The sequence below is a fragment of the Marinovum algicola genome, from assembly GCF_900109145.1.
GTDB classification, from domain to species: domain Bacteria; phylum Pseudomonadota; class Alphaproteobacteria; order Rhodobacterales; family Rhodobacteraceae; genus Marinovum; species Marinovum algicola.
This window is the reverse complement of sequence record NZ_FNYY01000005.1, coordinates 112,803-138,738: the sequence shown is the minus strand read 5'-3', so window position 1 is coordinate 138,738 and position 25,936 is coordinate 112,803. Positions and strand designations below refer to the sequence as shown.

At 67.2% G+C, this 25,936-nt stretch carries 31 protein-coding genes; 16 read left to right on the top strand and 15 right to left on the bottom strand.

Annotated features, from left to right (window positions below):
- The first annotated feature begins 65 nt into the window (after nucleotides 1-65).
- Together BMW90_RS09330 and phbB are read left to right on the top strand one after the other, a co-directional pair.
- On the top strand, nucleotides 66-1,241 hold the full coding sequence (locus BMW90_RS09330; RefSeq protein ID WP_048532764.1) for an acetyl-CoA C-acetyltransferase: 1,176 nt from the start codon (nucleotides 66-68) through the stop codon (nucleotides 1,239-1,241).
- A gap of 144 nt (nucleotides 1,242-1,385) precedes the next feature.
- On the top strand, nucleotides 1,386-2,108 hold the full coding sequence (phbB, locus tag BMW90_RS09325; RefSeq protein WP_048532766.1) for an acetoacetyl-CoA reductase: 723 nt from the start codon (nucleotides 1,386-1,388) through the stop codon (nucleotides 2,106-2,108).
- A 201-nt stretch (nucleotides 2,109-2,309) separates the two neighbouring features.
- Here phbB and BMW90_RS09320 read toward each other — a convergent pair whose 3' ends face one another.
- From BMW90_RS09320 to BMW90_RS09310, 3 genes are all read right to left on the bottom strand, one after another.
- Complete coding sequence (locus tag BMW90_RS09320) at nucleotides 2,310-2,483, bottom strand: YdcH family protein (protein WP_074836254.1); 174 nt, start codon at nucleotides 2,481-2,483, stop codon at nucleotides 2,310-2,312.
- 91 nt (nucleotides 2,484-2,574) lie between these two features.
- Complete coding sequence (locus tag BMW90_RS09315; RefSeq protein ID WP_244526471.1) at nucleotides 2,575-3,360, bottom strand: tRNA1(Val) (adenine(37)-N6)-methyltransferase; 786 nt, start codon at nucleotides 3,358-3,360, stop codon at nucleotides 2,575-2,577.
- Nucleotides 3,335-3,547 carry a putative signal transducing protein gene (locus tag BMW90_RS09310; RefSeq protein WP_048532770.1) on the bottom strand — a complete coding sequence of 71 codons (213 nt, stop codon included), beginning with the start codon at nucleotides 3,545-3,547 and terminating at the stop codon, nucleotides 3,335-3,337. Before BMW90_RS09310 ends, BMW90_RS09315 begins: the two co-directional genes overlap by 26 nt.
- Before the next feature lie 55 nt (nucleotides 3,548-3,602).
- On the opposite strand from BMW90_RS09310, the gene BMW90_RS09305 reads away from it, so the two are divergent.
- Complete coding sequence (locus BMW90_RS09305) at nucleotides 3,603-4,601, top strand: polyprenyl synthetase family protein (RefSeq protein ID WP_074836251.1); 999 nt, start codon at nucleotides 3,603-3,605, stop codon at nucleotides 4,599-4,601.
- A gap of 92 nt (nucleotides 4,602-4,693) precedes the next feature.
- On the opposite strand, the gene BMW90_RS09300 is transcribed toward BMW90_RS09305, so the two are convergent.
- The 3 genes from BMW90_RS09300 to BMW90_RS09290 all read right to left on the bottom strand — a co-directional run bounded on the left by BMW90_RS09300 (nucleotide 4,694) and on the right by BMW90_RS09290 (nucleotide 7,574).
- Entirely contained in the window at nucleotides 4,694-5,512 is an 819-nt protein-coding gene (locus BMW90_RS09300) for a 4-(cytidine 5'-diphospho)-2-C-methyl-D-erythritol kinase (RefSeq protein WP_074836249.1), read from the bottom strand.
- Nucleotides 5,499-7,217 (bottom strand): tetratricopeptide repeat protein, encoded by a 1,719-nt coding sequence (locus BMW90_RS09295; protein WP_083416005.1) that lies wholly within the window; start codon nucleotides 7,215-7,217, stop codon nucleotides 5,499-5,501. Before BMW90_RS09295 ends, BMW90_RS09300 begins: the two co-directional genes overlap by 14 nt.
- A gap of 138 nt (nucleotides 7,218-7,355) precedes the next feature.
- Complete coding sequence (locus BMW90_RS09290; RefSeq protein WP_244526470.1) at nucleotides 7,356-7,574, bottom strand: DUF6356 family protein; 219 nt, start codon at nucleotides 7,572-7,574, stop codon at nucleotides 7,356-7,358.
- 105 nt (nucleotides 7,575-7,679) lie between these two features.
- On the opposite strand from BMW90_RS09290, the gene BMW90_RS09285 reads away from it, so the two are divergent.
- The 4 genes from BMW90_RS09285 to BMW90_RS09270 all read left to right on the top strand — a co-directional run bounded on the left by BMW90_RS09285 (nucleotide 7,680) and on the right by BMW90_RS09270 (nucleotide 9,500).
- On the top strand, nucleotides 7,680-8,138 hold the full coding sequence (locus BMW90_RS09285; protein ID WP_074836248.1) for an Lrp/AsnC family transcriptional regulator: 459 nt from the start codon (nucleotides 7,680-7,682) through the stop codon (nucleotides 8,136-8,138).
- A gap of 13 nt (nucleotides 8,139-8,151) precedes the next feature.
- Nucleotides 8,152-8,634 (top strand): DUF6173 family protein, encoded by a 483-nt coding sequence (locus BMW90_RS09280; protein WP_074836246.1) that lies wholly within the window; start codon nucleotides 8,152-8,154, stop codon nucleotides 8,632-8,634.
- 79 nt (nucleotides 8,635-8,713) lie between these two features.
- Nucleotides 8,714-8,848: an aa3-type cytochrome c oxidase subunit IV gene (locus tag BMW90_RS09275; protein ID WP_074836245.1), complete on the top strand. Its 135-nt coding sequence runs from the start codon at nucleotides 8,714-8,716 to the stop codon at nucleotides 8,846-8,848.
- A 22-nt stretch (nucleotides 8,849-8,870) separates the two neighbouring features.
- Nucleotides 8,871-9,500, top strand: a complete 630-nt coding sequence (locus tag BMW90_RS09270; protein WP_170850529.1) for a hypothetical protein — start codon at nucleotides 8,871-8,873, stop codon at nucleotides 9,498-9,500.
- Nucleotides 9,501-9,549: 49 nt separating this feature from the next.
- Here BMW90_RS09270 and BMW90_RS09265 read toward each other — a convergent pair whose 3' ends face one another.
- Both BMW90_RS09265 and BMW90_RS09260 read right to left on the bottom strand, forming a co-directional pair.
- Complete coding sequence (locus BMW90_RS09265; protein WP_074836243.1) at nucleotides 9,550-9,876, bottom strand: AzlD domain-containing protein; 327 nt, start codon at nucleotides 9,874-9,876, stop codon at nucleotides 9,550-9,552.
- Nucleotides 9,873-10,586, bottom strand: a complete 714-nt coding sequence (locus tag BMW90_RS09260; protein ID WP_048532781.1) for an AzlC family ABC transporter permease — start codon at nucleotides 10,584-10,586, stop codon at nucleotides 9,873-9,875. Before BMW90_RS09260 ends, BMW90_RS09265 begins: the two co-directional genes overlap by 4 nt.
- 52 nt (nucleotides 10,587-10,638) lie before the next feature.
- Between BMW90_RS09260 and BMW90_RS09255 the strand changes: the two genes are divergently transcribed.
- The 3 genes from BMW90_RS09255 to BMW90_RS09245 are packed head-to-tail and all read left to right on the top strand — an operon-like array spanning nucleotide 10,639 to nucleotide 13,968.
- A complete protein-coding gene (locus tag BMW90_RS09255) occupies nucleotides 10,639-11,523 on the top strand; it encodes a formate dehydrogenase accessory sulfurtransferase FdhD (protein WP_074836242.1) in 885 nt (294 codons plus the stop codon).
- A gap of 43 nt (nucleotides 11,524-11,566) precedes the next feature.
- Nucleotides 11,567-12,196 carry a molybdenum cofactor guanylyltransferase MobA gene (gene mobA / locus BMW90_RS09250; RefSeq protein WP_074836240.1) on the top strand — a complete coding sequence of 210 codons (630 nt, stop codon included), beginning with the start codon at nucleotides 11,567-11,569 and terminating at the stop codon, nucleotides 12,194-12,196.
- Complete coding sequence (locus tag BMW90_RS09245) at nucleotides 12,193-13,968, top strand: bifunctional molybdopterin-guanine dinucleotide biosynthesis adaptor protein MobB/molybdopterin molybdotransferase MoeA (protein WP_074836239.1); 1,776 nt, start codon at nucleotides 12,193-12,195, stop codon at nucleotides 13,966-13,968. Before mobA ends, BMW90_RS09245 begins: the two co-directional genes overlap by 4 nt.
- Nucleotides 13,969-14,094: 126 nt before the next feature.
- On the opposite strand, the gene BMW90_RS09240 is transcribed toward BMW90_RS09245, so the two are convergent.
- The 3 genes from BMW90_RS09240 to greA form a co-directional block, all read right to left on the bottom strand.
- Nucleotides 14,095-14,274 (bottom strand): hypothetical protein, encoded by a 180-nt coding sequence (locus BMW90_RS09240; RefSeq protein ID WP_074836237.1) that lies wholly within the window; start codon nucleotides 14,272-14,274, stop codon nucleotides 14,095-14,097.
- Nucleotides 14,275-14,406: 132 nt separating this feature from the next.
- Complete coding sequence (locus tag BMW90_RS09235; RefSeq protein WP_074836236.1) at nucleotides 14,407-15,465, bottom strand: hypothetical protein; 1,059 nt, start codon at nucleotides 15,463-15,465, stop codon at nucleotides 14,407-14,409.
- 47 nt (nucleotides 15,466-15,512) lie between these two features.
- Nucleotides 15,513-15,983 (bottom strand): transcription elongation factor GreA, encoded by a 471-nt coding sequence (greA, locus tag BMW90_RS09230; protein WP_048532790.1) that lies wholly within the window; start codon nucleotides 15,981-15,983, stop codon nucleotides 15,513-15,515.
- Nucleotides 15,984-16,279: 296 nt separating this feature from the next.
- Here greA and BMW90_RS09225 point away from each other — a divergent pair, with 296 nt between their 5' ends.
- The gene (locus BMW90_RS09225; protein WP_074836234.1) at nucleotides 16,280-17,929 is read left to right on the top strand and encodes an electron transfer flavoprotein-ubiquinone oxidoreductase; all 1,650 of its coding nucleotides are present in this window, start codon (nucleotides 16,280-16,282) and stop codon (nucleotides 17,927-17,929) included.
- A 34-nt stretch (nucleotides 17,930-17,963) separates the two neighbouring features.
- Here the strand turns inward: BMW90_RS09225 and BMW90_RS09220 are convergent, their stop codons facing one another.
- Nucleotides 17,964-18,908, bottom strand: coding sequence for an L-threonylcarbamoyladenylate synthase (locus tag BMW90_RS09220; protein WP_074836232.1), 945 nt, complete (start codon nucleotides 18,906-18,908; stop codon nucleotides 17,964-17,966).
- Nucleotides 18,909-19,000: 92 nt separating this feature from the next.
- Here BMW90_RS09220 and BMW90_RS09215 point away from each other — a divergent pair, with 92 nt between their 5' ends.
- A complete protein-coding gene (locus BMW90_RS09215; protein WP_074836230.1) occupies nucleotides 19,001-20,719 on the top strand; it encodes an acyl-CoA dehydrogenase family protein in 1,719 nt (572 codons plus the stop codon).
- Nucleotides 20,719-21,771: an MBL fold metallo-hydrolase gene (locus tag BMW90_RS09210; protein ID WP_074836229.1), complete on the top strand. Its 1,053-nt coding sequence runs from the start codon at nucleotides 20,719-20,721 to the stop codon at nucleotides 21,769-21,771. The genes BMW90_RS09215 and BMW90_RS09210 overlap by 1 nt, the downstream gene beginning before the upstream one ends.
- Nucleotides 21,772-21,971: 200 nt before the next feature.
- On the opposite strand, the gene BMW90_RS09205 is transcribed toward BMW90_RS09210, so the two are convergent.
- Nucleotides 21,972-22,556 carry a YqgE/AlgH family protein gene (locus BMW90_RS09205; RefSeq protein WP_244526469.1) on the bottom strand — a complete coding sequence of 195 codons (585 nt, stop codon included), beginning with the start codon at nucleotides 22,554-22,556 and terminating at the stop codon, nucleotides 21,972-21,974.
- A gap of 118 nt (nucleotides 22,557-22,674) precedes the next feature.
- On the opposite strand from BMW90_RS09205, the gene BMW90_RS09200 reads away from it, so the two are divergent.
- Nucleotides 22,675-23,472, top strand: coding sequence for a protein-disulfide reductase DsbD domain-containing protein (locus BMW90_RS09200; RefSeq protein ID WP_083416010.1), 798 nt, complete (start codon nucleotides 22,675-22,677; stop codon nucleotides 23,470-23,472).
- Here the strand turns inward: BMW90_RS09200 and BMW90_RS09195 are convergent.
- A complete protein-coding gene (locus BMW90_RS09195; RefSeq protein WP_074836225.1) occupies nucleotides 23,469-23,858 on the bottom strand; it encodes a YbgC/FadM family acyl-CoA thioesterase in 390 nt (129 codons plus the stop codon). The genes BMW90_RS09200 and BMW90_RS09195 overlap by 4 nt on opposite strands.
- A gap of 163 nt (nucleotides 23,859-24,021) precedes the next feature.
- Here BMW90_RS09195 and BMW90_RS09190 point away from each other — a divergent pair, with 163 nt between their 5' ends.
- A complete protein-coding gene (locus tag BMW90_RS09190) occupies nucleotides 24,022-24,843 on the top strand; it encodes a glycosyltransferase (protein WP_074836224.1) in 822 nt (273 codons plus the stop codon).
- Nucleotides 24,844-24,956: 113 nt separating this feature from the next.
- Nucleotides 24,957-25,208 (top strand): hypothetical protein, encoded by a 252-nt coding sequence (locus BMW90_RS09185; RefSeq protein WP_048532805.1) that lies wholly within the window; start codon nucleotides 24,957-24,959, stop codon nucleotides 25,206-25,208.
- 69 nt (nucleotides 25,209-25,277) lie between these two features.
- Here BMW90_RS09185 and BMW90_RS09180 read toward each other — a convergent pair whose 3' ends face one another.
- Entirely contained in the window at nucleotides 25,278-25,904 is a 627-nt protein-coding gene (locus BMW90_RS09180) for a hypothetical protein (RefSeq protein WP_074836221.1), read from the bottom strand.
- Nucleotides 25,905-25,936: the final 32 nt, after the last annotated feature.

The following is a 25,936-nucleotide window of genomic DNA, read 5'->3' as shown; positions in this document are numbered from 1 at the left end:
GGATACGGGCCGCACGATGAGGTCCTGCTATCCTCCCTGCGCCACAAACGGTGAAGGAAGAAACCATGACCAATGTCGTTATCGCCTCGGCCGCCCGGACCCCTGTCGGGTCTTTCCTGGGCTCGTTTGCCAACACCCCCGCCCATGATCTCGGCGCCTCCGTGCTCCGGGCGCTTGTCGAGCGTGCGGGCATTGAAGGCTCCGACGTGAGCGAGACCATCCTCGGCCAGGTTCTGACCGCGGGCCAGGGCCAGAACCCGGCGCGTCAGGCGCATATCAACGCCGGGTTTCCGCAGGAATCCGCCGCCTGGGGCATCAACCAGGTCTGTGGCTCGGGCCTGCGCGCCGTGGCACTTGCCGCCCAGCACATCCAGCTTGGCGATGCCTCGATCGTCGCCGCCGGTGGCCAGGAAAACATGTCGATGTCGCCGCATTGCGCCAACCTGCGCAATGGCCAGAAAATGGGCGACATGAAGTACATCGACACCATGATCCGCGACGGTCTCTGGGATGCCTTCAACGGCTATCACATGGGCCAGACCGCCGAGAACGTGGCCGAGAAATGGCAGATCAGCCGCGACCAGCAGGATGAATTCGCCGTCAGCTCGCAAAACAAGGCCGAAGCCGCGCAGAAGGCCGGCAAATTCGCCGACGAGATCGTGCCCTTCACCGTCAAGACCCGCAAGGGCGACATCGAGGTGAAGGATGACGAATACATCCGCCACGGCGCGACCATCGACGCGATGCAGAAGCTGCGCCCCGCCTTCACCAAGGACGGCTCGGTCACCGCGGCCAATGCCTCGGGTCTCAACGACGGTGCCGCCGGCGCCCTGCTGATGTCGGCCGACGAAGCCGAAAAGCGCGGCATCGAGCCGCTGGCGCGCATCGCCTCTTATGCCACCGCCGGGCTCGACCCGTCGATCATGGGCGTCGGCCCGATCTATGCCTCGCGCAAGGCGCTGGAAAAGGCCGGCTGGTCGGTCGATGATCTCGACCTGGTCGAAGCCAACGAAGCCTTTGCCGCCCAGGCCTGCGCCGTGAACAAGGACATGGGCTGGGATCCCTCCATCGTGAACGTCAACGGCGGCGCCATCGCCATAGGCCACCCGATCGGCGCTTCGGGCGCCCGCGTGCTCAACACCCTGCTGTTCGAAATGCAGCGTCGCGGTGCCAAGAAAGGCCTCGCCACGCTCTGCATCGGCGGCGGCATGGGCGTGGCGCTCTGCGTCGAACGCCCGTAACCCTTCGGCCGGGGCGCAGGGGCGCCCCGGCCTCTCCCACCCCTCAGGAAAAACCGCAACAGACGAAAGTTGCGCAATATTGTTGCGCGATGAACGGTGGCGCGGTAACACCATTACAAACGCAGATTGAATTGGAGGAAGATCATGGCAAGAATTGCACTCGTCACCGGCGGTTCGCGCGGTATCGGCGCGGCGATTTCCAAGGCGCTCAAGGCGCAGGGTTGCACGGTGGTCGCCACCTATGCCGGTAACGACGAGGCCGCGGCCAAGTTCACCGAGGAAACTGGCATCAAGACCTACAAGTGGAACGTCGGCGACTACGACGAATCCAAGGCCGGGATCGAAAAGGTCGAATCCGAGGTCGGCCCGATCGACATCGTGGTCGCAAACGCCGGCATCACCCGCGACGCGCCGTTCCACAAGATGACGCCGCAACAATGGAACGAGGTGATCGACACCAATCTGACCGGCGTGTTCAACACCGTTCACCCGATCTGGCCCGGCATGCGCGAGCGCAAGTTCGGCCGCGTCATCGTGATCTCTTCGATCAACGGTCAGAAAGGTCAGTTCGCCCAGGTCAACTATGCCGCCACCAAGGCCGGCGATCTCGGCATCGTCAAGTCGCTGGCGCAGGAAGGTGCGCGCGCCGGCATCACCGCCAATGCCATCTGTCCCGGCTACATCGCCACCGAAATGGTCATGGCGGTGCCGGAAAAGGTCCGCGAATCGATCATCGGCCAGATCCCCGCCGGCCGCCTCGGCGAACCCGAGGAAATCGCCCGCTGCGTGGCCTTCCTGGCCTCCGACGACGCCGGTTTCATCAACGGTTCGACGATCTCGGCCAACGGCGGCCAGTTCTTCGTCTGATCCGGGCACTTGCTTCTGATACGCGAAATGGCCGGTCCCAGCGACCGGCCATTTTCTGTTCTGCCACCGCCGCACGGCGGCCCGGCACCAAAAAGGGGCGGACACCCGCCCCCATCTGATGGCCAGCCGGCCGGGCTACATCCCTTTGCCACGGCCAGAATTTCTTGCACCGGCAGCGCACATGGTGCCGACGGTGACGCGTTAGGCCACTTCCTCCGAAATCCGGGAGATTTCTTCCTTCAGCCGCAATTTCTGCTTTTTGAGGTTCGCGATTGTCAGGTCGTCGGTGCCTGGGGCCCGCTGGGCTTCCTCCACCCTGTCCGACAGTACCTGATGCTTCTTCTTCAATTCGTGCAGGTGCGAACTCAAGCTCATGAGGATCCTCCTAAGGTTCGTGTGGATCCCCAGTGCAGCACACTTTTACAGTTCTGTCACGCTGCGACTGCAAAAGACCGCGGAGCCCCGCTCACCCTTGTTTTCCTGCCGCTGCAAAAGGCAAGGCCGCCCCGTTTCGCAGCACATCCGCGATCCGAGGCGCGTAATCGTCGCCATCGGCCAGATGCGCTTCGCCATGGTGCAGCACAACCGGAGCGTGCAGTCGAAAGGCCGCGCCGCCGCCCTTTCGGCCCCGCAGCAGAACCAGCCGCGCGGCCCGGCCGGCACGCGGGATCAGGGGCAGCACCTCGAGCCCGCCGAGCCGCCCCTCGCAGCCTGCCAGCATCTCGGGCAGCCGCTCGGCGCGCTGGATGAAAGTGGCAAAGCCGCCGGTCCTGAGCCGCCGGGCCGCGACGGCAATCCAGTGCCCCAGCGCCAGCCCCTCGCCACGGCCCGTCTCACGCCCGGCATCGGGGCTGGCGTGGCTGGTGGTACGCTGGAAATATGGCGGGTTGGCAAGGACTTGATCGAAGGTGCGGGCCTTTACCCCGGGCGGCAGATCGGCCAGATCGGCGCAGACCACCTCGGCGGACAGCCGGTTGCGGGCGGCGTTGCGCCGCGCCAGTTCGGCATAGTCGGGCTGCACTTCCACCCCGCAGAGCGTCAGTCCCGGCACCCGCGCCCCAAGGCAGAGAAGCGCCGTTCCGACGCCGCAGCCCAGTTCGAGCACCGCCTCACCCGGCCGCGCCGCGACGGCCGCCGCCAGCAGCACCGGGTCCACGCCGGCGCGATAGCCCCGGCGCGGCTGCAACAGCTGCACTCGACCACCGAGAAAGGCATTGTCGGTTGTCTCAGTCGAGACGGATGTCATGGTCATGCATCAGCACCCGCGCCCGCGCCAGCTCGTCCCGGCGCACCATCAGCCGGCGCGGCAAAATGCCGATCGATCCTTCGAGCACGCTCATATTTACGTCCAATTCAAACCATTCTATACCCTCGTCCTGCAACAGGGCAGTGGCATAGGCGATGACGGTGATGTCGTTGGTGCGCAACAGCTCTTCCATGTTGGCGATGTAAGGGCAAGGTGGCAGACATGTCGAGCCTTGTGACGGGAGTGTGATGAGCTTGGACAACGCGGTGGCAAAACCTCACGAACGGCTGGCCGAGCTCCTCGCCGCGGATCTCGAGGCCGTGGGCGAGGTGATCCGGGGCCGCATGGCGTCGAAACATGCGCCGCGCATTCCCGAGGTGACGGCGCATCTGGTCGATGCCGGCGGCAAGCGGCTGCGGCCGATGCTGACGCTGGCCTGTGCGCGGATGTGCGGCTATGAGGGCGCCGATCACGTCAAGCTGGCGGCGACGGTCGAATTCATCCACACCGCGACGCTGCTGCATGACGACGTGGTCGACGAAAGCGCCCAGCGCCGGGGCCGGCCCACCGCCAACCTGCTGTGGGACAACAAGTCGAGCGTTCTGGTGGGCGACTACCTCTTTGCCCGCGCCTTTCAGCTGATGGTGGAACCGGGCGATCTCCGGGTGCTCGACATCCTGTCGAACGCCGCCGCGACGATTGCCGAAGGCGAGGTCTTGCAGCTCTCGGCCGCACAGAACCTGGCCACCGACGAAGCGGTCTATCTGCAAGTGATCCGTGGCAAGACCGCCGCGCTGTTCTCGGCCGCGACCGAAGTGGGCGGCGTGATCGCCGGCCGCCCGGAAGAAGAGATCAAGGCGCTGTTCGATTTTGGCGATGCGCTGGGGGTCGCCTTTCAGATGGTCGACGACCTGCTGGATTACTGGGGCTCGGAGGCGACCGGCAAGAACGTCGGCGACGATTTCCGCGAACGCAAGCTCACCCTGCCGGTGATCAAGGCGGTGGCCCAGGCCGATGCCGAGGAACGCGCCTTCTGGAAACGCACCATCGAGAAAGGGCGGCAGGAAGACGGCGATCTCGCGCAGGCGCTGGCGCTGCTGGAGCGGCACGGCAGCCTCGAGGCCGCGCGGCAGGACGCGCTGGACTGGGCCGACAGGGCGCGTGACGCCCTGACCCGCCTGCCCGACCACCCGATCCGCGCCATGCTCGACGATCTCGCCACCTATGTCGTCGCGCGGGTGAACTAACCCGTCCCGAACCTGCCCCACCCCGTCCCGGACCCGATCCGGGACCCCCTGGCCCACCGGGAGGCCCCGGATCGGGTCCGGGCCGCGGGCGCTCAGGTCAGAGTCGTGGCGACCACCCACCAGTCGGGATGTGCCGCGCGCAGGCCCGCCGCCGCAGCGGTGGCCGCGCTGCCGTCGGGGAACAGCCCGAAACAGGTCGCGCCAGACCCCGACATCCGCGCCAGGTCGGCGCCTTCCTCGTCCAGCGCCGTCAGGACGCGGCCGATCACCGGCTGCACCCCGATCGCCGGCGGCTCGAGATCGTTGCGCATGGTGCGCAGCCAGGCCAATGTGCTGTCGCTCCGGCCATCCAGCGGCCAATCCGTCATCGGCGGATTGTCCCGTGATCTCAGCGCCTTGAAGACCGCCGGCGTCGAGACCGCGACGCCCGGATTGACCAGCACCGCATCCATCGGCGGCTGCGACAGCGGCAGCACCTGTTCGCCGATCCCCGACATCCGTGCCGCATGGGCCAGCAGACAGACCGGAACATCGGCCCCGAGGCGCAGGGCGTCGCCGCTGAAGGGCCGGCCGTAAATCGTCTCCATCGCCCGCAGCACCGCCGCCGCGTCGGAAGAGCCGCCGCCAATGCCCGCCGCCGCCGGAAGGTGCTTTTCCAGCTCGATGCGGACCGGCGCGCCAAAGGCCTCGGCCGCTTTCCAACAGAGGTTGCGCGCGTCCTCGGGCACACCCGCCGCCATCGGCCCGGTGACGCGCAAGGACATCTCGTCGGCCGGCGCAACGCGCAGGACGTCGCCCACCCCGGCAAAGACCACCAGCGAATCAAGCAGGTGATAGCCGTCGGCACGCTGGCCGGTGACATGCAGTGTCAGGTTGATCTTCGCCGGGGCGAAGGCCTCAGTTGGCGCCATTCTCCACCACCTCGAGCGGCGGCGCGCCTTCCTCGGCCAGCACGGCGTCGAGGCCAAGCTCCAGCTTGCGGCGGATGCGCTCGGGATCGGCCTCGCCATCGGGGTCATCGGGATCGACAAAGCTCAGCGCCCGGTGCCACTGGAACCGCGCCTCGAGCTTGCGGTCCACCGCCCAATAGACGTCGCCCAGGTGATCGTTGACCACCGGATCCACCGGCATCAGCTCGGCGGCACGTTCCATGTGGCCCACCGCCTCGTCATAGCGGCCCAGGCGATAGAGCACCCAGCCGAGACTGTCGACGATATGCCCGGAGTTCGGCCGCATGTCGACGGCGCGTTCGATCATCGCCAGCGCCTCATCGAGCTTCTGGCGCTTTTCCACCAGCGAATAGCCTAGATAGTTCAGCACCTGCGGCTGATCCGGGCTGAGATCGAGCGCGCGGCGGAAATCGGCCTCTGCGCTGGCCCATTCGCCGCGCCGCTCCTGTGCGATGCCGCGGGCGAAAAACACAAACCATTGCGCCTTGGTCGGCTCGCCATAGAGCGCCACCGCCTTGTCATAGGCCGAGGTGGCGGCTTCGTAATCGGCCTCGCCGCGATAGAGATCGCCAAGCGAGACATGCACCACCGGCAGGTCGCCATGGGTTACCGCCAGGGCCTCGAGTTCGGTGATCGCGTCCTTGACCTTGCCCGAAGCGCGCAGCGCATCGCATTTGCCCAGAACTGCGGCGTGATAGGCCGGATCGTCCTCGGGCACCCGTTCATAGGTGGCGACGGCCAGCTCGTAGCGGCCCAGATCCTCCATCAGCTGCGCGGTCAGCAGGATGGCGTCGATGTGATCGGGGCGCAGATATTCGGCGATCTGGGTATAAAGCAGGGTGTAATCGTCGCCCGCTTCGCCCTCGAGCGCGCCGGCAATGGTGTAAAAGACCTCGGCCATGCCTTCGCGCGGCGAGCTGACAATATCAAAGCCCACCGGCGCGGAGCCTTCGAGCGATTCGCGCAGCGCGCTCAGCCCCGGGTCGAGGCGCGCGTTGAAGCTTGCGTCCATCAGCTCGGCGGCCTCGGCGTTGCGGCCGAGCTGGCTCAGCACCTGGGCCCGCGCAACGATGCCGCGACGGGTCAGCAGGGCGCCGCCGCTGGTCTCGTCCGACATGATTTCCTCGGCGCGCTCGAAATCGCCGACCGAGGCCAGCGCCAGCGCCTTGTGATAGGCGGCAAAGCTGCCCAGCCCCTTTTCGTTGGCAACCTCGTCAAAGGCCACCAGGGCGGCGCTCATGTCGCCCTGCCCCAGCTTGGCCCAGGCCACCAGCAGCCCGTCGACCAGCGGGCCGATGCCGCGGCTGTCGTCGATCATGCCGAGGATATCGCCGTAGCGGCCGTCGCGGGCATGGCCCGCCGTCAGCGCCATCTGCGCCAGTTGCGAGCGAATGCCCATCTCTTCGAGCTTGCGCGCGTGATCAATCGCACGATCGACCTCGCCCAGCGACAGGCGGGCGGCGCCGGCCGCCTCGATCAGGCTGGGATTTTCGCGGTCGAGGAACAGGGCCTTTTCGTAATAATCGGCCGCCGCCCGGAAATCCGTCTGATACCCGGCCTGACGCGCGGCCAGATAGGCCCCCGACAGGGTTGCCGCCGAAACCGGCGCCGCAGTGGCAAGCGCCAGGCCCCATGCCACGATCCATCCAAATCTGTTCGCTGTCACCCGCTGCTCCTCATTGGCTTGTCAGACACCCTAGTTTGCAGGCAGTAAACAGGCAATGCAGCGGTTCTAGATATCCCCTTATCGGCGATTTCACGTCATCGTGAGACGAAAATCGGGGCCGTCGCCGGGAAAATCGGCTCAGTGCCGGCGTGTCAGCCGGTCATGCATCCGGCGCACCAGCCGGCTGGCCGTTGTCTCGCACAGCGCCGGAAACACCGCATGCACCAGCGCGGCCCCCGCCGCCAGCACCAGCAGCCCGGCAAAGCCCAGGGCAAAGCGCATGTGCTGGAAATAGCTCTCGTTGACCGAGGCGGGATGGGCGGTGAAAAAGGCCATCGGGCCGTTCTGTGCAGACATGGGTCTCTCCGTAAGGTGCGTTTGCCCAAGGCTAGCCCTGCGGGCGTGAGAGGAGATCCCGAAATTCATTGCACATCGGCCCGGCATTGGGACATGATCCCAGCCATGGCCGACCTTGACCCATTCGATCTCAAAATCCTCACCGCATTGCAGCGCGACGCCACCCAGAGCATGGATGATCTGGCTGCCGCCGCCGGGCTGTCGCGCAATGCCTGCTGGCGGCGGATGCGCAATCTCGAAGCGCGCGGCGTGATCCGCAAGCGGGTGGCGCTGCTGGATCCGGCGCGCGCCGGCTGTCCGCTTCAGGCCTTTGTCATGGTGCGCACCAATGCTCATGACGCCGACTGGATGGAGAAATTCGGCCGCGCCGTCCGGCTGCTGCCGGAAATAACCGGCGCTCACCGGATGACCGGCGAACTCGATTACGTGCTGCGGGTGCGGGTCGCCGACGTGCCGGCCTATGACGCGTTTTACAAGAAGTTGATCGCGATGGTGCCGGTCTCGGATATCTCTGCCAGCTTTGTTATGGAAGACATCAAGGACACCACCGAACTCCCGCTTTAACGCCAGAGGCCCCATGGACGAGACCGAAATTTCCACCACCGCCGAGGCCTATGAGGCCGCCGCCCTGCCCCGTCGCATCGAGGTTTATGCCGATGACAGCCGCAAGGGCGGGGCCACGCCGGACGGCTGTGTCACCGACAAGCCGGTGGCCCGGAAAAGCCCGGCGGAATGGGCCTATGAGCGGCTGGTTCTCTATATCCGCGACTTCGAGGCCGATCTCGACAATGCGCATGAGGTGGCGATGGGGTTCACCGGGTCGCAGGCCGGTGTATTGCGGATTGAGGGCATGGGATTCTTCGATCCTGACATCATCACATTCTACGGCACCGACCCGCAGGGCATCCGCACCCAGCTTGTCCAGCATATCAGCCAACTCAATGTCTTGCTGCGGGCCCTGCCCAAGCTGGTCGAGGCCGAGAAGCCCCGGCGGATCGGTTTCCGGCTGGCGCAGAGGCTCGAGGATGCCACCCGCGAAGAGTCGCCGGAAGCGACATAATCGCGCGCCGATGGAGGCGTGACACCCCTGCGGGAATCCGCTACATCCTCGGGCAAACCAGTTCAGAGGACTACGACAGATGGCTGATCACAAGCACGGCGAGATGGACATCACCGTTCAGGAAGAAACCTTCAACGGGTTCGTCACGGCCACGATCCGGGTGGTGGTGGCCACGATCCTGATCCTGCTGTTCCTCGCGATCTTCAACACCTGACGCTGCGGCCGGGGCCTGACTTATGAAAACGCTGATTGCGGCCTGTCTGGGCCTCGCCGTTCTGGGCGGCTGCGGCGCCGCGCCGGATCGCACCCGGTACGATGATCTCGAGGTGGTGCAGCGCGCCGCCTATCGTCATGACGGGCCGCCGGCGCTGACGCTCTATACGATGGTCAGCAACAAGACCGGGGCCGGCGCGCATACCAGCCTGATGATCAACGGGTCGCAGCGGGTGATTTTTGATCCCGCCGGATCGGTCCAGCATCCGGATATTGCCGAGCGGGGCGACGTGCTGTTCGGCGTCACCCCGCGAATCGCCGATTTCTATGCCCGCGCTCACGCTCGTGAAACCTTTCACGTGGTGATCCAGCGGATCGAGGTCGATGCCGCGACCGCCGAAAAGGCACTGCAACTGGCGCTCGACAATGGCGCGGTGTCACAGGCCTTTTGCAGCCAGGCCACCAGCCGGCTGCTGCGGCAACTGCCGGGGTTCGAAAGCATCCGGCCGACATTCTTTCCCAACAGTCTCAGCGATCAGTTCGCCAAGCTGCCCGGCGTGACGACGCGCACCCTGAGGGAAAACGATTCGGATGACAAATCCGAGGCGATTGCGGAATTCGACGCCGAACAGCGCGCCCGGCGGAGCCAATGACGCCACGCGTTAAGATTGACTAGCGCGCCGCGCGGGCCCGGCCCGCGCCCTACCCCACCAGATAGGGCGTGAGATAGAGCCCGGCCGCCCCGGCCCCGATCGCCGCCAGCACGTTGCGTGTGGCCAGCCCGACGAGGATCGTGGCCGCGGCGGCGACCATACGCGGGGCATCCGGGGTGCCACCCGTGGCCGCCGGCCAGACAACAAGCGGTGCCACCAGCCCCGGCAGAAGCGCCACCGCCGTATAGCGCAGGTGCCGCAGCACCCAGGCCGGCAGATTGCGTCCGCCGACAAGGCCGGTAAAGCTGAACCGCAGCAGGAAGCTGCCCAGCCCGATGACGATGATCGCCACCCAGATCTCGACCGTGGTGATCATGCCGCCGCTCTCCGGGTCAGCCGTCGCTCGGCCTCGGCCCCGGCCATCATCGCGGCGACACCCGCGACCAGAAGGCCAAGGTTGTATGGCAGAAAGGCAAAGACCAGCGCCACCACGATCGACACCAGCGCCGCGATCACATGCGGCAATGTGCGCAGCATCGGCGTAAGCAGCGCCAGGAAGGTGATCGGAATGGCAAAGTCGAGCGCCATCCACTCGGGCACGCTCTTGCCCAGCAACGCCCCCACCACCGTGGCCACCCACCACAGCGGCGACACCGCCAAGGCGGTGCCGAGGAAATAGGCCACCTTGTTGGCGACCGGCAGGTCCGGCTCGCGTTCGAAGGTGAGTTGGCTGGTGGCAAAGCTCTGATCGATGGTGAAATAGGCGCAGAGCGCGCGCTGCCAGACCGGCGCCGCGCCCAGGTGCGGCGTCAGCGCGGCGGAATACATCGCCATCCGCAGGTTGACCGCCAGGGCCGAGATCAGCACGATCAACAGCGGCACATCCTCGACCATCAGTTGCAGCGCAGTGAACTGCGCCGCGCCGGCGATCACCACAATGGAAAAGGTCAGCGCCTCGAAGACGTTGAGCCCGGCCTCGGTGGCGACCACGCCGAACAGCCCGCCAAAGGGGATGATGACGAGAATAAAGGGCGCGCCGTCGCGCATCCCGCGCCAGAAATCGCGTTTGGGGGTGGAGGGTTGCATGGCTTCATCCTAGGTTCGCGCAAGCCCTACTAAGAGACGCCGGGAGACGCAATTGCCGACCGCACCAGATGCCGCCCCCTTTCTGATCGCCCCCGATCCCTCGGCCCCGCGTCTGACGCGGGTGGTGCGCGGTGTCGATCATGCCGGCCAGGCGCAGGAAATATCGGTGGTCGAGGAGCGGCCGCTGACGATCTATCTCAACTCGCAGGAAATCGTCACCGCGATGACGATCGGCGATTATCCCGAATATCTGGCGCTGGGCTTTCTGCGCAATCAGGCGATGCTCGGCTCCGAAGACGTGGTGACCGGGGTCGATTATGACGCCGATCTCGAGGTGGTCGTGGTGCGCACCGCGCGCCAGACCAGCCACGAGGACAAGCTCAAGAAGAAGACCCGCACCAGCGGCTGTGCCGTCGGCACGGTCTTTGGCGACATGATGGAGGGGCTCGAAGACCTTACCCTGCCCGAGGCCGAGCTGCGCGCGAGCTGGCTCTATGCGCTGTCGGCCCGGATCAACCGCACGCCGTCGCTCTATCTCGAGGCCGGGGCGATCCATGGCACGGTGCTCTGTCACCAGGACCGCCCGCTGGTCTACATGGAGGACGTCGGACGGCACAACGCGGTCGACAAGATCGCCGGATGGATGATGCAGGAGCGCGTCGCCGGCGGCGACAAGATCCTCTATACCACCGGCCGGCTGACCTCGGAAATGGTGATCAAGACGGCGCATATGGGCATCCCGGTGCTGGCCTCGCGCTCCGGCTTTACCGCCTGGGGGGTCGAGATTGCCCGGCAGGTGGGCCTGACGCTGATCGGGCGGATGCGCGGCAAGCGCTTTGTCTGCCTGTCGGGCGAAGAACGCATCACCTGGGACGCCGACCCCGACAGCGTGCCGGAGGAACCCGGCAAGCACCGGCGCAAGGGGGGCGGGCAATGACGGCCGAGGCTCTACGAGATCGGCAAAGCGGAGGGGCGCACCGATGAGCGCGCCGCTGGGCGTGATCCTTGCCGGCGGCCAGGCCAGGCGCATGGGCGGCGGCGACAAGGGGCTGTTGCCGCTGGGTAGCACCACGATCCTCGCCCATGTGATCGCCCGGTTGCAGCCGCAGGTGAGCGAGATCGTGCTCAATGCCAATGGCGACCCGGCGCGCTTTGCGGGCCTTGGCCTGCCCGTGGTCGCCGACACGATCCCGGGCTTTGCCGGCCCGCTGGCCGGGGTTCTGGCCGGGTTGGACCACGCGGCGACGCGCGGTTTCGACCAGATCGTCACCGCCGCCGCCGACACGCCCTTTCTGCCCGCCGACCTGGTGGCGCGGCTCGGCGCGCAGGCCCGGGGCCAGGCCCATCCGCTGGTGCTCGCCGCCACACCGCGCGACGTGGAAGAGACCAAATCCATGTCGAAATCCGGCCTGATCCGTCACCCGACCTTCGGCCTCTGGCCGGTCGCCCTGCGCGACGACCTGCGCGCGGCATTGCACGAGGGGCTGAAAAAGGTTGTGCTCTGGACCGACCGGCACGGTGGCCGCGAGGCGCTTTTCCCCGACAGCCAGGCCTTTTTCAACGTCAACACGCCCGAGGATCTGGCGCACGCGGAGGCACTGCTGTCATGAGACTCTATGGCGTGACCGGCTGGAAAAACTCGGGCAAGACCGGGCTGATGGAGCGGCTGGTGTCCGAGATCACCGGACGCGGCTTTACCGTATCGACGGTGAAACATGCCCATCACAGCTTTGACGTCGATCAGCCGGGCAAGGATTCGCACCGTCACCGCGAGGCCGGCGCGGCGCAGGTTCTGCTGGCCTCGCGCAACCGCGTGGCGCTGATGACCGAGCTGCGTGGCGCCAGCGAGCCGCCGCTCGAGGCGCTGCTGACGCAACTCGCGCCCTGCGATCTGGTGCTGGTCGAAGGCTACAAGCGCGACCGTCACCCCAAGATCGAAGCCCAGCGCGCCGCCACCGGCCAGCCGCTGATCGCGCCCGGCGACCCGACGATCCGCGCCGTCGCCTCGGATGCCGCCCCAGCGCTCGACCGGCCGGTGTTTCACCTCGACGACACCGCCGCCATTGCCGATTTCATCCTGCGCGAGGTGGGGCTGGTGGCGCAGGAGGCGCCTGCGGCGGACGCAGCGCCCCTCGCCCCGCCGCCGCTCAGCAACGATTGCTTTGCCCTGCCGGCCGGGGTCGACTGGGTGCCGGTGGAGGACGCCCTGGCGCATCTGCGTGCCAACCTGCGCCCGGTGGTGGGCATCGAACAGCAGCCGCTGGAGGCGGCCGAGGGCCGCATCCTCGCACAAGATCTCACCGCTCGCCGCGCAAACCCGCCGCAGGCCAATTCGGCGGTCGACGGCTATGGCTTTGCCGGCCCGCTGCCCGCGGGCGTGGCCCGGCTGCCGCTGGTCGAAGGCCGGGCGGCGGCGGGGGTGCCCTTTGCCGGCGCCGTGCCGCCGGGCCATGCCCTTCGCATCCTGACCGGCGCGGCGCTTCCCGAGGGCGTGGACAGCGTGGCGCTGCAAGAGGATGTGACGACCGACGGCCGGCAGATTGCCCTCAACGGGCCGCTCAAACGCGGCGCCAATGCCCGCCGCGCCGGCGAGGATGTGGCCGAAGGCGCGACCGTGTTGCGTGCCGGGCGCCCGCTGACCCCGGCCGACCTGGCGCTGCTGGCGGCCGTCGGCCACGGGACATTGCCGCTTCGGCGGCGGCTGCGGCTGGGCGTGCTGTCCACCGGCGACGAGATCCGGCCGCCCGGCGCCGCCGCGGGCGGCGGGCAGATTTTTGACGCCAACCGCCCGATGCTTCTGGCGCTGGCGCGGCGCTGGGGCGTCGAGGCGGTCGACCTGGGGATTGCCCCCGATGACCGCGCCGCGCTGCGCGCCCGGCTCGACGACGCGGCCGGGCGGGCAGATGTGCTGCTGACCTCTGGCGGCGCCTCGGCGGGGGACGAAGACCACATGTCGGCGCTGCTGCGCGAAGCGGGGGCGATGCAGCTCTGGCGGATCGCGGTCAAGCCTGGCCGGCCGCTGGCGCTTGGCACCTGGCACGGCGTGCCGGTCTTCGGCCTGCCGGGCAACCCGGTGGCGGCGCTGGTCTGCGCGCTGATCTTTGCCCGCCCGGCGGTCGCGCTGCTGGCCGGCGGCGACTGGCCGGCACCGCAGAGCTTCGAGGTGCCGGCGGGGTTCGCCAAGCGCAAGAAACCGGGGCGGCGGGAATACCTGCGCGCCAGGATGCGGGAGGGGCGAGCGGAGGTCTTTGGCTCCGAAGGCTCGGGCCGGATCAGCGGGCTGAGTTGGGCCGAAGGGCTGGTGGAACTGCCCGATGGCGCGGCCGAGATCGCCGTCGGCGATCCGGTGCGGTTCCTGCCATTCGGAAGTTTCGGGATGTGATCTGGCGCGCTCGGTGGCGGGGCCAGGAGCTCCCGGGTCAGGCCCGGGACGCGAGGATTTCAGTACCCCCGCCCCGGACCCCGATCCGGGGCCTCCGCGTCAACCAGCCCCAAGCCGGATCAGCCGTCAGTCGAACGTCCCCGCGACCCGGCCCAGCAACATGAAGGCGCGCGAGGTGCGGGTGTTGGAAAACGCCGCCACCTCGGCATCCGAGGCGCGTTCGGAAAAGCTCTGGAACGCCCGGTCATAGACCCGCAGGAAATGATGCGCCGCGTCGGGGAAGCTTCTGCCATTCGGAAATTTCAAGATGTGATCCGGCGCGCTCGGTGGCGGGGCCAGGAGGTCCCGGGTCAGGCCCGGGACGCGAGGATTTCAGGACCCCCGCCCCGGACCCCGATCCGGGGCCTCCGCATAACCAGCCCCAAGCCGGATCAGCCGTCAGTCGAACGTCCCCGCGACCCGGCCCAGCAACATGAAGGCGCGCGAGGTCCGGGTGTTGGAAAACGCCGCCACCTCGGCATCCGAGGCGCGTTCGGAAAAGCTCTGGAACGCCCGGTCATAGACCCGCAGGAAATGATGCGCCGCGTCGCGGAAGATCGGATCCTGCTTCATCCGCCCCGCTGACAGTGCCAGCGACGACCGGTCGCGCACGCCGCCCAGCCCGGCGATGGCGCGGCCGCGGGCGCCCTCGGCAAAACGGCGCCAGACGTCGGGCTTGGCCATGTCGGGGCGCAGGTCGTCCATGTAGATGCCGTCCTGGCTCAACAGGGTCAGCACATCCTGCGCCGCCTGCACCAGCTGCGCGGTGGGCCGATGCTTCAGCGCCCGGCGCAGGGCGGAGAAACCGTCGCGGTCCTCGGCCGTTTCCGGGAAGTTCAGCGCGAGGATGAAATCGTCATTCGACAGCTCGGGCGTCAGCGCCTCGGCCGGGGTGCCCAGCGCCAGCGCCGGCTGATCGTCGGCCTGGCCCTGCGGCCGCGCGGCGGGTGCGCGGGCGCCGGGCTGGGCCGGACGGTGGCTGCCGATCTCGCGGGTCGAGGAGAACATCGCCAGCGTCGCCTCGGCCTTGCGCTGCGCCGCCGCGATCTCGTCGAGCTTGCGGCCCACCGAGGTCGCCGAGGCGCCGCCCTGGCTCTGGCTGACATAGGCATGGCGCAACGCGTCGATGGCGGTCTGAAGCCGCGTCGCCTCTTCGCGCATCACCCGCGAGGCGCGCGCAGCGGTGGCGGCGACCCAGATCATCCCCACCGGCATGAACACCGCCAGCATGGTCATCAGGAACCGCAGACTGTCATCGGTGCCGTTCGACGGCTCCAGCACGACAAAGAAGATCGCCGCCCCCAACAGCCAGACCAGCGACAGCGCCACGGCGGTCACCTCGATGCCGGTGACCTGCGGGCCGCGGCTGCGGTCGTAGATGCCCAGCGGCGTCGGCGCCGCCGGCGCAAGCCTGGCGCCCGGGTCGGTCGGGGGGGTGTCGGATGTCGCGTCGGGCATGGCCGGGCTCTTCATGAGGGGGCGCTCAGCGCGCAGGGAGCGCGCCGTCAGATATAGGCGACTTTCAGGATTTCGTAATCCTTCGTCCCGCCCGGCGTGCGGACTTCGACGCTGTCACCCTCTTCCTTGCCGATCAGGGCACGGGCGATCGGCGATTTCATGTTCAGCAGGCCCTTTTCGACATTGGCTTCATGTTCGCCGACGATCTGCCAGGTCTTTTCTTCGTCGGTGTCCTCGTCGACGACGGTGACGGTGGCGCCGAATTTGACCGGCCCCGACAGCTTGGTCGGATCGATCACCTCGGTCAGGCTGAGCACACCCTCGAGTTCCTTGATCCGGCCTTCGATGAACCCCTGTTTTTCCCGCGCCGAATGATACTCGGCGTTCTCCTTGAGGTCGCCCAGCTCGCGCGCCTCGGCAATCGCCTGGATGACGGCGGGACGCTCGACGGATTTGAGCGTTTTCAATTCGGATTCGAGCGCGGCGTGGCCGGCGCGCGTCATAGGTATCTTTTCCATAGGCCTTACCAGAAAGGGCCGCCTGCCCCTGTCGAGGCGGCGGCGAATTCATCTCAGCTCGTTTCAGCGACATTGCCCCGAGCATCGGACCGGATGCAAGGGGGATTTCCCTGCATGGGCAAAGCGCCGCGCGATTCGGCAGCGCCGCACAGCTTGGGCGCTAACATCCCGAAATTTTCCGAATTGTCCGGCAAATGACCGGTTTTGACGCAGCGCCGGACGTTGACCAAGGGGTATTTTCCGGGCAGGACTCTGCGGATTATGATGCAGGTGCAGCACAAGCCAAGGGGACGGAGATGAGCGACGTGGCGCGCGAAGCGATGGAATATGATGTGGTGATCGTGGGCGCCGGGCCGGCCGGCCTGTCCGCGGCGATCCGGCTCAAGCAGCTCGATGCCGATCTCGAGGTGGTGGTGCTGGAAAAGGGCTCCGAGGTGGGGGCGCATATCCTGTCGGGCGCGGTGCTCGATCCTTGCGGTCTCGACGCGCTGATCCCCGACTGGAAGGACAAGGGCGCGCCGATCAATGTGCCGGTCCGGGATGACAATTTTTACATGCTGGGCGAAGCGGGCAAGGTCCGCATCCCCAACTGGCCGATGCCGAAGCTGATGAACAACCATGGCAACTACATCGTCAGCATGGGCAATGTCTGTCGCTGGATGGCGGAACAGGCCGAAGCCCTGGGCGTCGAGATCTTCCCCGGCATGGCCTGTTCCGAGCTGGTCTATGGCGAGAACGGCGAAGTGAAGGGCGTGATCGCCGGCGAGTTCGGCCGCAACCCCGATGGCAGCGAGGGACCGGGCTACGAGCCGGGCATGGAGCTGCACGGCAAATACGTCTTCCTCGGCGAAGGCGTGCGCGGGCATCTGTCGAAGGAAGTGATCGCGAAATACGACCTCTCGGCCGGGAAAGAGCCGCAGAAATTCGGCCTCGGCTTGAAGGAGATCTGGGAGATCGATCCCGCCAAACACCGCGAAGGCTCGGTCACCCACACGATGGGCTGGCCGCTGGGCGGCAATGCAGGCGGCGGATCCTTCATCTATCACCTTGACAACAATCAGGTTTATGTGGGTTTCGTGGTTCACCTGAACTACAAGAACCCGCATCTCTTCCCCTATATGGAATTCCAGCGGTTCAAGCATCACCCGATGGTGGCCGAGCTGCTGAAAGGCGGCAAGCGCGTCGCCTATGGTGCGCGGGCGATCACCGAGGGCGGCTATCAGTCGATGCCCAAGATGGTGGCGCCGGGCGTGGCGCTGCTGGGCTGTTCGGTGGGCATGGTCAACGTGCCCCGCATCAAGGGCAACCACAATGCCATGCTGTCGGGCAAGGCGGCGGCCGAGGCGGCTTATGATGCGATCAAGGCCGAGCGCGCCGGCGACGAGCTGAGCGCCTATGAGACCGAAGTGCGCGAAGGCGCAATCGGCAAGGACCTGAAGAAAGTGCGCAACGTCAAGCCGATGTGGTCGAAATGGGGCCTCACTGCTTCACTGGCGCTTGGCGGGCTCGACATGTGGACCAATTCGCTGTTTGGCGGCTCGCTCTTCGGCACGTTGAAGCATGGGAAATCGGATGCCGAGGCCACCCAGACGGTCTATCACCACAAGCCGATCGACTATCCCAAGCCCGATGGCAAGCTGAGCTTTGACCGGCTCACCAATGTCGCCTTCTCCTTCACCAACCACGAAGAGAGCCAGCCCTGTCACCTGCGGCTGCTCGACCCCTCGGTGCCGATCGACGAGAACCTGCCGAAATACGCCGAACCGGCGCAGCGCTATTGCCCGGCCGGGGTCTATGAAGTGGTGGAAAAGGATGGGCGGTCGGAGTTCGTGATCAACTTCCAGAACTGCGTGCATTGCAAGACTTGCGACATCAAGGACCCGTCGCAGAACATCAAATGGGTGACACCGCAGGGCGGCGACGGGCCGAATTATCCGAATATGTGAGGTGAGCGCCGCGCCGGAACGCCCATACGGCGGCTCAGCGCGGCGCCGCCGCCCGCCGCAGCCGGTCGTTGATCGCCCGGCCCAACCCCACCTCCGGGATCGGCGCCACCGCGATCACCGACGCCTGACCGTCCAGCGCATGCAGCGCCCCGAAGAGCCGCGCCGCCGCCTCGTGCAGATCGCCACTCTCGGACAGGGACATCGCGCCTGACACCGGCCCGAAACCCAGCAGCACCTCGCCCGCGCGCGCCTCGGTGGCATCCATCCGCAGGCCCGCCTCGGGCGCGTAATGCGACAGCAGCTGACCGGGCGCAGAAGGCGCCTCGGCCGAGCCGCCGGTCTCGAGCGGCGCGCCCAGCATCGCCTCGAGCGCCTCGGCCGGCAGCCCGCCGGGGCGCAGCAGCACCGGCGCCGGCGCCAGCCAGAGGATCGTCGATTCCACACCGACCTCGCTGGCGCCGCCCATCAGCACCGCCTCGATCTCGCCATCGAGCCCCGCCAGCACATGGTCCGGCAAGGTCGGGCTGATCCGGCCCGAGGGGTTGGCCGAGGGCGCCGCCAGCGGCCCGTCAAAGGCCCGCAACAGCTCTTGTGCCAGCGGATGCGCCGGCACCCGCACCGCCAGAGTCGACAGCCCCGCCGTCACCAGCGGCGATATTCCGGCATCCTCGCGCAGCGGCAGAACAAGCGTCAGCGGCCCCGGCCAGAAGGCCTGCGCCACCCGGTCGGCCAGGTCGCTCCAATGCACGTACCGCCGCGCGGTGGCGATATCCGCCACATGGGCAATCAGCGGGTTGAAGCTGGGCCGGCCCTTGGCGGCATAGATCCCCGCCACCGCCGCACCGTCGCGGGCATCGGCACCGAGGCCGTAGACCGTCTCGGTCGGGAACGCCACGCGGCCGCCGGCGCGCAGCACCGCCACGGCGCGCGCCACTCCGCCAGAGGCGGGATCGAGCCGGTCTGTCTCAATCTGGGTCATGTCCGTGACGCCGCGTTTCAGTTGCCGCAAAGCTGCGCAGCCGTATAGCTGTAGCGCAACAGAAAGCAAAGCCTTTGCAAGGGAGTATTCCCATGGCCTATTCCGCCCCGCTCAGTGATTACGACGTCATTTTCCGCCATGTCGTGCCACTGGCCCCGGTTGCCGCAACCGAAACCTTCGCCGAAGCCTCCGAAGACATGGCCCAGGCCGTATTGGCCGAGGCCGCCCGGCTTTGCGAGGACAAGCTTTCGCAGTACCAGCGCAACGGCGATCTGCACCCGGCGGTGCTTGAAAACGGCGTGGTGCGCACCTCGCCCGGCTTTGCCGAGGGGCACAAGGCGATCGGCGAAGGTGGCTGGATCGGCATGTCGGCCAGCCCCGAACATGGCGGCATGGGCCTGCCGATGATGCTGACCACGGCGGTCAACGACATGATGTCGGGCGCCTGCCTGTCGCTGCAACTGGCGCCGTTGATGAGCCAGGGCCAGATCGAGGCGCTGGAAAACCACGCCTCGGACGCGCTGAAAGACCTCTATATCCCCAAGCTGATCTCGGGCGAATGGACCGGCACGATGAACCTGACCGAGCCGCAGGCCGGGTCGGACGTGGGCGCGCTGCGGTCGAAGGCCGAGCCCGACGGCGACGGCACCTATGCGGTCTCCGGCCAGAAGATCTTCATCTCCTGGGGCGACAATGACTTTGCCGAGAACGTCTGTCACCTGGTCCTCGCTCGCCTGCCCGATGGCAAGCCGGGCACCAAGGGCATCTCGCTTTTCCTGGTGCCCAAGTTCATCCCCGATGACAACGGCGCTCCCGGCAAACCCAACAGCCTGCGGGTGGTCTCGCTCGAGCACAAGATGGGCCTGCATGGCTCGCCCACGGCGGTGATGGAGTACGACGGCGCCACCGGCTGGCTGGTGGGCGAGGCGCATGACGGCATGCGCGCCATGTTCACCATGATGAACAACGCCCGCCTCGGCGTCGGTGTGCAGGGGCTGGGCCAGGCCGAGGCGGCGACCCAGACCGCGCTGGCCTATGCGCTCGACCGCAAGCAGGGCCGCACCCCGGTCGCGGGCGGCACCGGCACCATCGTCGATCACGCCGACGTGCGCCGGATGCTGGCCGAAATGCGCGCCGACACCTTTGTCGCCCGTGCCATTGCCGTGGCATGCGCCCAGGCGATCGACATGGGCCAGGCCACCGGCGATCCGGCCTGGACGGCGCGGGCCGCGCTGCTGACCCCGATCGCCAAGGCCTTTGGCACCCAGACCGGCATGCGCGTCGCCGAAACCGGGGTGCAGGTGCACGGCGGCATGGGCTTCATCGAAGAGACCGGCGCGGCGCAATTCTATCGCGATGTCCGCGTCACCGCGATCTACGAGGGCACCAACGGCATTCAGGCGATGGATCTGGTGGGCCGCAAGATGATGGACGGCGGCGAGGCGATGAATGCGCTGCTGGATGAGGTCGAGGCCCATGCCGAGGGGCTGCGCGCCACCCTGCCCGATCTGGCCGAGCCGGTCTGGCAGGCCTCGGAAACGCTGCGCGAAACCGTCGAGGCTCTGATCGGTACAAGCGACCTGAACGAACGCTTCGCCGGCGCGGTGCCTTTCCTGATGGGCTTTGCCCGGGTGCTGGGCGGACATTTCCACCTCAAGGCCGCCGAGGCCGACGGCGCCGACAGCGCCCGCGGCCGGCTGGCGCGGTTCTACATCGAACGGCTGCTGCCGGAACACGCCAGCCTGCTCGAACAATCGCGCGCCGGCGCGGCGGCCCTCTATGCGCTGAGCCCCGAAGACCTGGCCTCCTGATGCGGGACGGCGACACCTCCGGCATCCGCTATCCCTGGCCCGAGCCACCCGCCGAGGGCGCGGCGACGGAGGTGGCGCCGGGTGTGCTCTGGATGCGCCTGCCGCTGCCCATGGCGCTGGACCATGTCAACGTCTATGCGCTCGATGATGGCGACGGCTGGACGGTGATCGACAGCGGCGTTTCGTCGAAACGCAGCCGCGCGCTCTGGGACCGGCTGCTTGCCGGGCCGCTCGCCGGCAAGCCCGTGCGCCGCGTGGTGATGACCCACCACCACCCCGATCACACCGGCATGGTGGGCTGGCTCAAATCCACCCATGGCGCCGAGGTCTGGGCCACCCGCACCGCCTGGCTGATGACGCGGATGCTGACGCTGGACGAACAGCACGGGCCCACCGAGGAAACCCTGGCCTTCTGGCGCGCCTGCGGCATGGACCCCGAGATCCTGGCGAAACGCAGCGCCGAGCGGCCGTTCAATTTCGCCGATGTGGTGGCGCCGCTGCCGCTGGGGTTTCATCGGATCGCCCAGGGTGACGAGGTCACCATGGGCGGCCGCCGCTGGGCCGTGCATCTCGGCAATGGCCATGCCCCGGCGCATGCCACCTTCTGGAGTCGCGACGACAACCTGGTGATCGCCGGCGATCAGATCCTGCCGTCGATCTCGTCGAACATCGGCGTCTATGCCACCGAGCCCGAGGCCGATCCGGTGGCCGACTGGCTGGAGAGCTGCGAACGCTTCCTGCCGCTCGCGCGCGAGGAGCACCTGGTGCTTGGCGGGCACAAGCTGCCCTTCACCGGGCTGCCGCTGCGCCTGCACCAGTTGATCGACAACCATCACGGCGCGCTCAGGCGGCTTGCGGCCCATCTCGCAACGCCACGCACCGCCACCGACTGCTTCGCGCCGCTTTTCAAGCGCCGGATCGGCGCCGGCGAATACGGCTTGGCGATGGTCGAGGCGATGGCGCATTGCCTGCACCTCTGGCACACCGGTCAGGCCACGCGCGAGATCCGCGACGACGGCGCCTGGGTCTGGCAACGGGTGGCTGCCGGCTGATTTTCAGCTTGGGGGCAACCAGCCGCGAGGTCCCGGGGCGAGCCCGGGACGCGTGCCATTCAAGGCCAGCTCTGCCCACACCACCGCCCCGGACCCGATCCGGGGCCTCCGGGCCAAGTGCGGGGCCGCAACGCCGGGCGCGATCCCGAGGCAAACCCGGGACGCAACAAAGCGGCCTGCCTTCGCGACGCGCGCGCCGTTCAGGCGTGCCCGGCAGTCGCGGACAGCGCCAGGGCATCGATCCCCAGCACGCCCAGCGCGGCCTCCCATTTTTCCGGGTCCGGCCGGTCAAAAAGCAGCGCCGGGTCGGGTTCGCAGGTCAGCCAGCCGTTCTGCCCGAGCTCCATCTCGAGCTGCCCCGGCCCCCATCCGGCATACCCCAGCGCCACCAGACGCCGCCGCGGGCCGCGGCCGGCGCCGATCTCTTCGAGGATGTCCATCGTCGCGGTCATCGAGACCATCTCGTCCACATGCAGGGTCGCCACCGGCGATTCGTAATCCGGCGTGTGCAGCACGAAGCCCCGGCCCTGCTCCACCGGTCCGCCGAAATGCAGCCGGCTCTGGCGGAAGTCGTCGGTCACCGGCACCTCGAGCTGTTCCAGCAACTCGCCCAGCCCGAGATCGGCCACCGGCTTGTTGAAGATCAGCCCCATCGCGCCTTCCGGTGAATGGGCACAGAGATAGACGACGGAATGGGCGAAGCGCGGGTCAAGCATCCCCGGCATCGCGATCAGCACTTGTCCTGTCAGGCCGGTATCGCCGTCGTTGGTCATCGGCTCGTTCATCGCCTCTGCGCTCCCCTTGCTGCCTTGCAGTCAAGATGGGCCGTGGCGCCAGATGACGCAAGGCTCGCCACAAAGTGAGTTGGATTTCAGCCGGCTTTCCCGCATCTCATAACCTATGATGCGACACCTGCTGACTTCACTTGCGCTTGCGTTCGGACTTGCCGGGCCCGCCGCCGCCCAGACGACAGAGGTGGCGCGCGCCGCGCTGATCCCCGGCTGGCAACAGGCCGACGGCAGCCATGTGGTCGGGCTGCTGCTCGATCTCGCGCCGGGGTGGAAGACCTATTGGCGCAGCCCCGGCGACGCCGGCATCCCGCCGCGTTTCGATTGGGCCGGCAGCCGCAATATCGCCGGCCTGCGCGCGCTCTGGCCGACGCCCGAGGCGATGGACCAGAACGGCATGACCTCAATCGGCTATCCCGGCGACGTGGTGATCCCGCTGATGATCCGCCCGGAGAGCACCGGCGGCGAGATGCGCCTGACCGGCCGAATGGAGCTTGGCGTCTGCAAGGATGTCTGCGTGCCTGCGGAATTGCGGTTCTCCGCCACGCTGACCCCCGGCGACAGGCGCGATCCGCGGCTTGTCGCGGCGCTGGTCGACCGGCCGCTGACGGCGCGCGAGGCGCAGGTCGGCCAGGTTTCCTGCCGCATCTCGCCGGTCGAGGGCGGCGTCGCCCTGACCGCGCGCATCGCCATGCCCAGCGCCGGCGGCCAGGAGTTCGTGGTGGTCGAGACCGCCAACCCGTCGATCTGGGTCGCCGAGGCCGAGACCCGCCGCGCCGGCAACATCCTGACCGCATCGACCGAAATGCAGCATGTCGAGGGCGCGCCCTTTGCGCTCGACCGCTCCGGCCTGCGCTTTACCGTTCTGGGCAAACGTCACGCCGTCGACATTCGCGGCTGCGCCAGCGGCTAGGACAGCGCGCGCCGCAGCTCCGGCGGCAGCCGCAGCACCTGACCACCCGGCCCCAGAACCACCACGGTCACCAGCGCCTCGAACAGCGGCGTCTCATCCCGGCAGACCTGCTGGCGCAGTACCATGCGGGCGCCGCCGATCTTGTCCGCTGTGGTCAGGACCGTCAGGTCATCACCATAATACGCCGGGCTCAGATAGTCGCCTTCGATCCGCCTGACGACAAAGACCTGCCCGTCACGCGTCTTCATCTGCCGCTGGTCGATTCCCAGCGAGGCCACCCATTCGCTGCGCCCGCGTTCGATGAACTTGAGGAAATTGGCGTGGTAGACGATCCCCGCCATATCGGTGTCTTCGTAATAGACCCGGCAGTCGAAACGGTGGCGCATCGCAAATCCCCTGTTGCCCGCCCCCGTCAAACCATCCCGCCGCGCGCGGTGCAAGCCGGGCGGATTCAATTTGGCAACAGCCCCGACGCAAGTGCCGCTAAGCCGCTTGGTTGGCCGCCCGCCTCTCGCTAGACTTTGTCTCGAATGATCCGCGAGGCCGCCGATGCACATGATCTACGAAATGCGCTATTCCTATTTCGGGCGCTCCGGCTGGCAATCCGAGGCGTCGAACGACGCCGCCAAGCTGTTCGATGACGCGCGGCTTGACGGGCGGCATTATTTCCTCGAAAAGATCGCCCTGCGCTCGCTGGCCGATCAGAGCGATGGCGATTTCGGCCTGATCGTGCTTTCGGCCGAGGCGCTGCCAGAGCGGCACAAATCCCGGCTGCAACAGGTCTGCGGCGACATGCTGGGCGACCGCGCGCATGTGATCTTTCGCGGCCCCGACAGCGCCGGCACCTGTTTCACCCGCTACCGCAAGGCAACCTTCAACCGCGATCCCTGGAGCACGCAGATCGTGCTCGATGACGATGACGCGGTCAGCGCCGATTTCACCGAAAAGCTGCGCGCCGAGGCGATGGCCGCCAAGAAACTGCGCGCGCCGGGCGAGGAATATTGTTTTCTCTCGCATGCGCGTGGCATTTCGGCAGTGTTCCGGGACGGCCAGATATCGCTGCGCCACCGGCTCAATGCGGCCACCAATCTCGGGCTGGCGGTCACCGCCCCCACCGGATCGCGCCGTCAGCCCTTTGGCATCGCCCACAAGAAGATCCTCGAGCGTCGCCCGGTCCGGGTGATCTATTCGCGCAGCCCGAGCTATATCCGGGCGGTGCACGACAGCAACGACAGCCGGGCGCAGTATTCCGACAACATCGTACAGGCCGATGAGATGGAGAAGATGCACCGCGCCTTTCCCCTGCTGCGAGAGCTGATCGCCGACTGGCCGATTGCCGATGCAGAGACGCGGGTGGAACAAGCCGCCTGATGGCGCGGCCGCCCCCTGATCCGCGAAAAATCCGTCACGCGCGAAACTTTTGAGGTTGACCTTACGTAGCTTCCGCCGACCGAGGATTTCGGTCTGACATGGGAGATTACAGCATGAGACTTTTTCTGATTGCACTGAGCGCGGTTATTGCCGCTGGCCCCGTGGCCGCCCTGCACGAAGGCGGCAATCCGCCGGGACAGGTGGCCAAGGACAACCCTGACGACATCAGCGACCGCAATGGCAACGGCAAGGCCAACGGCGGCGATTATTCGCCCGGCTATTCGGCCAGCGTCGGCGAGGATCGCAATGGCGATGGCCGGACCAACGGCAAGGATTACGCCCCGGGTCGGCACGACAAGAAGTGAAACCTGCCCCCGACAGATGATCCGGGGTCGCGGCGTTCGGGAGGGCGCCGCGGCCCTGCCCCCACAAAGCTATTGCGCCATGCCCACCCGCGCCGCCAGCCGGAGCGCATGGCTCGGATCCTGCGCCACCGCCGGCATCACGGGATCATAGCCGGCGCGGATCACGGCGCCGATCTCGGGGCGCAAGACGGTCCTGCCCCCGGCAATGGCCAAGGGCGAGACCTCGGCAAAGGCCTGTTCCGACCAGAGCAGCATCACCTGCACCACCTGCCCCAGCGCCAGATCCGCGGCCGGCTGGGCGCCCAGCTCCTTGTCCATCCGCAGAAAGACAAAAGCCGCCTTGATCGCGCCCTGATCGTCAAAACGGAACACCCGGTACTGGTTGGCCTCTGCCGCCTTGAGCCGCGTCACAAGCGGCGCCAGATCCGGCACCAGCTTGTCGAGGTCGGGCACCTCGGTCAGCTCGTCCCAGTCACGGAAGAAGAAAAACATGCAGTTGCTGCCCAGCTCCGGGTCGGTCTCGGCCATCTGGTGGCCGGCCATGGCAACCACCGCCTCCATCGCGCCCTTGATCACAGGCAGGGTGGCCTCGGTCACGCCAAAGACGATCGGCGCGATCGGACGGCCCCAGCGGGCAAAGAGATAGCTCCCGTCGGCGCGGGTGAAAAGCGGGGCGATATCGTCGGACGTCAGCATGGCGCCGTCCTTAGCACCCTGCGACGGCGGGA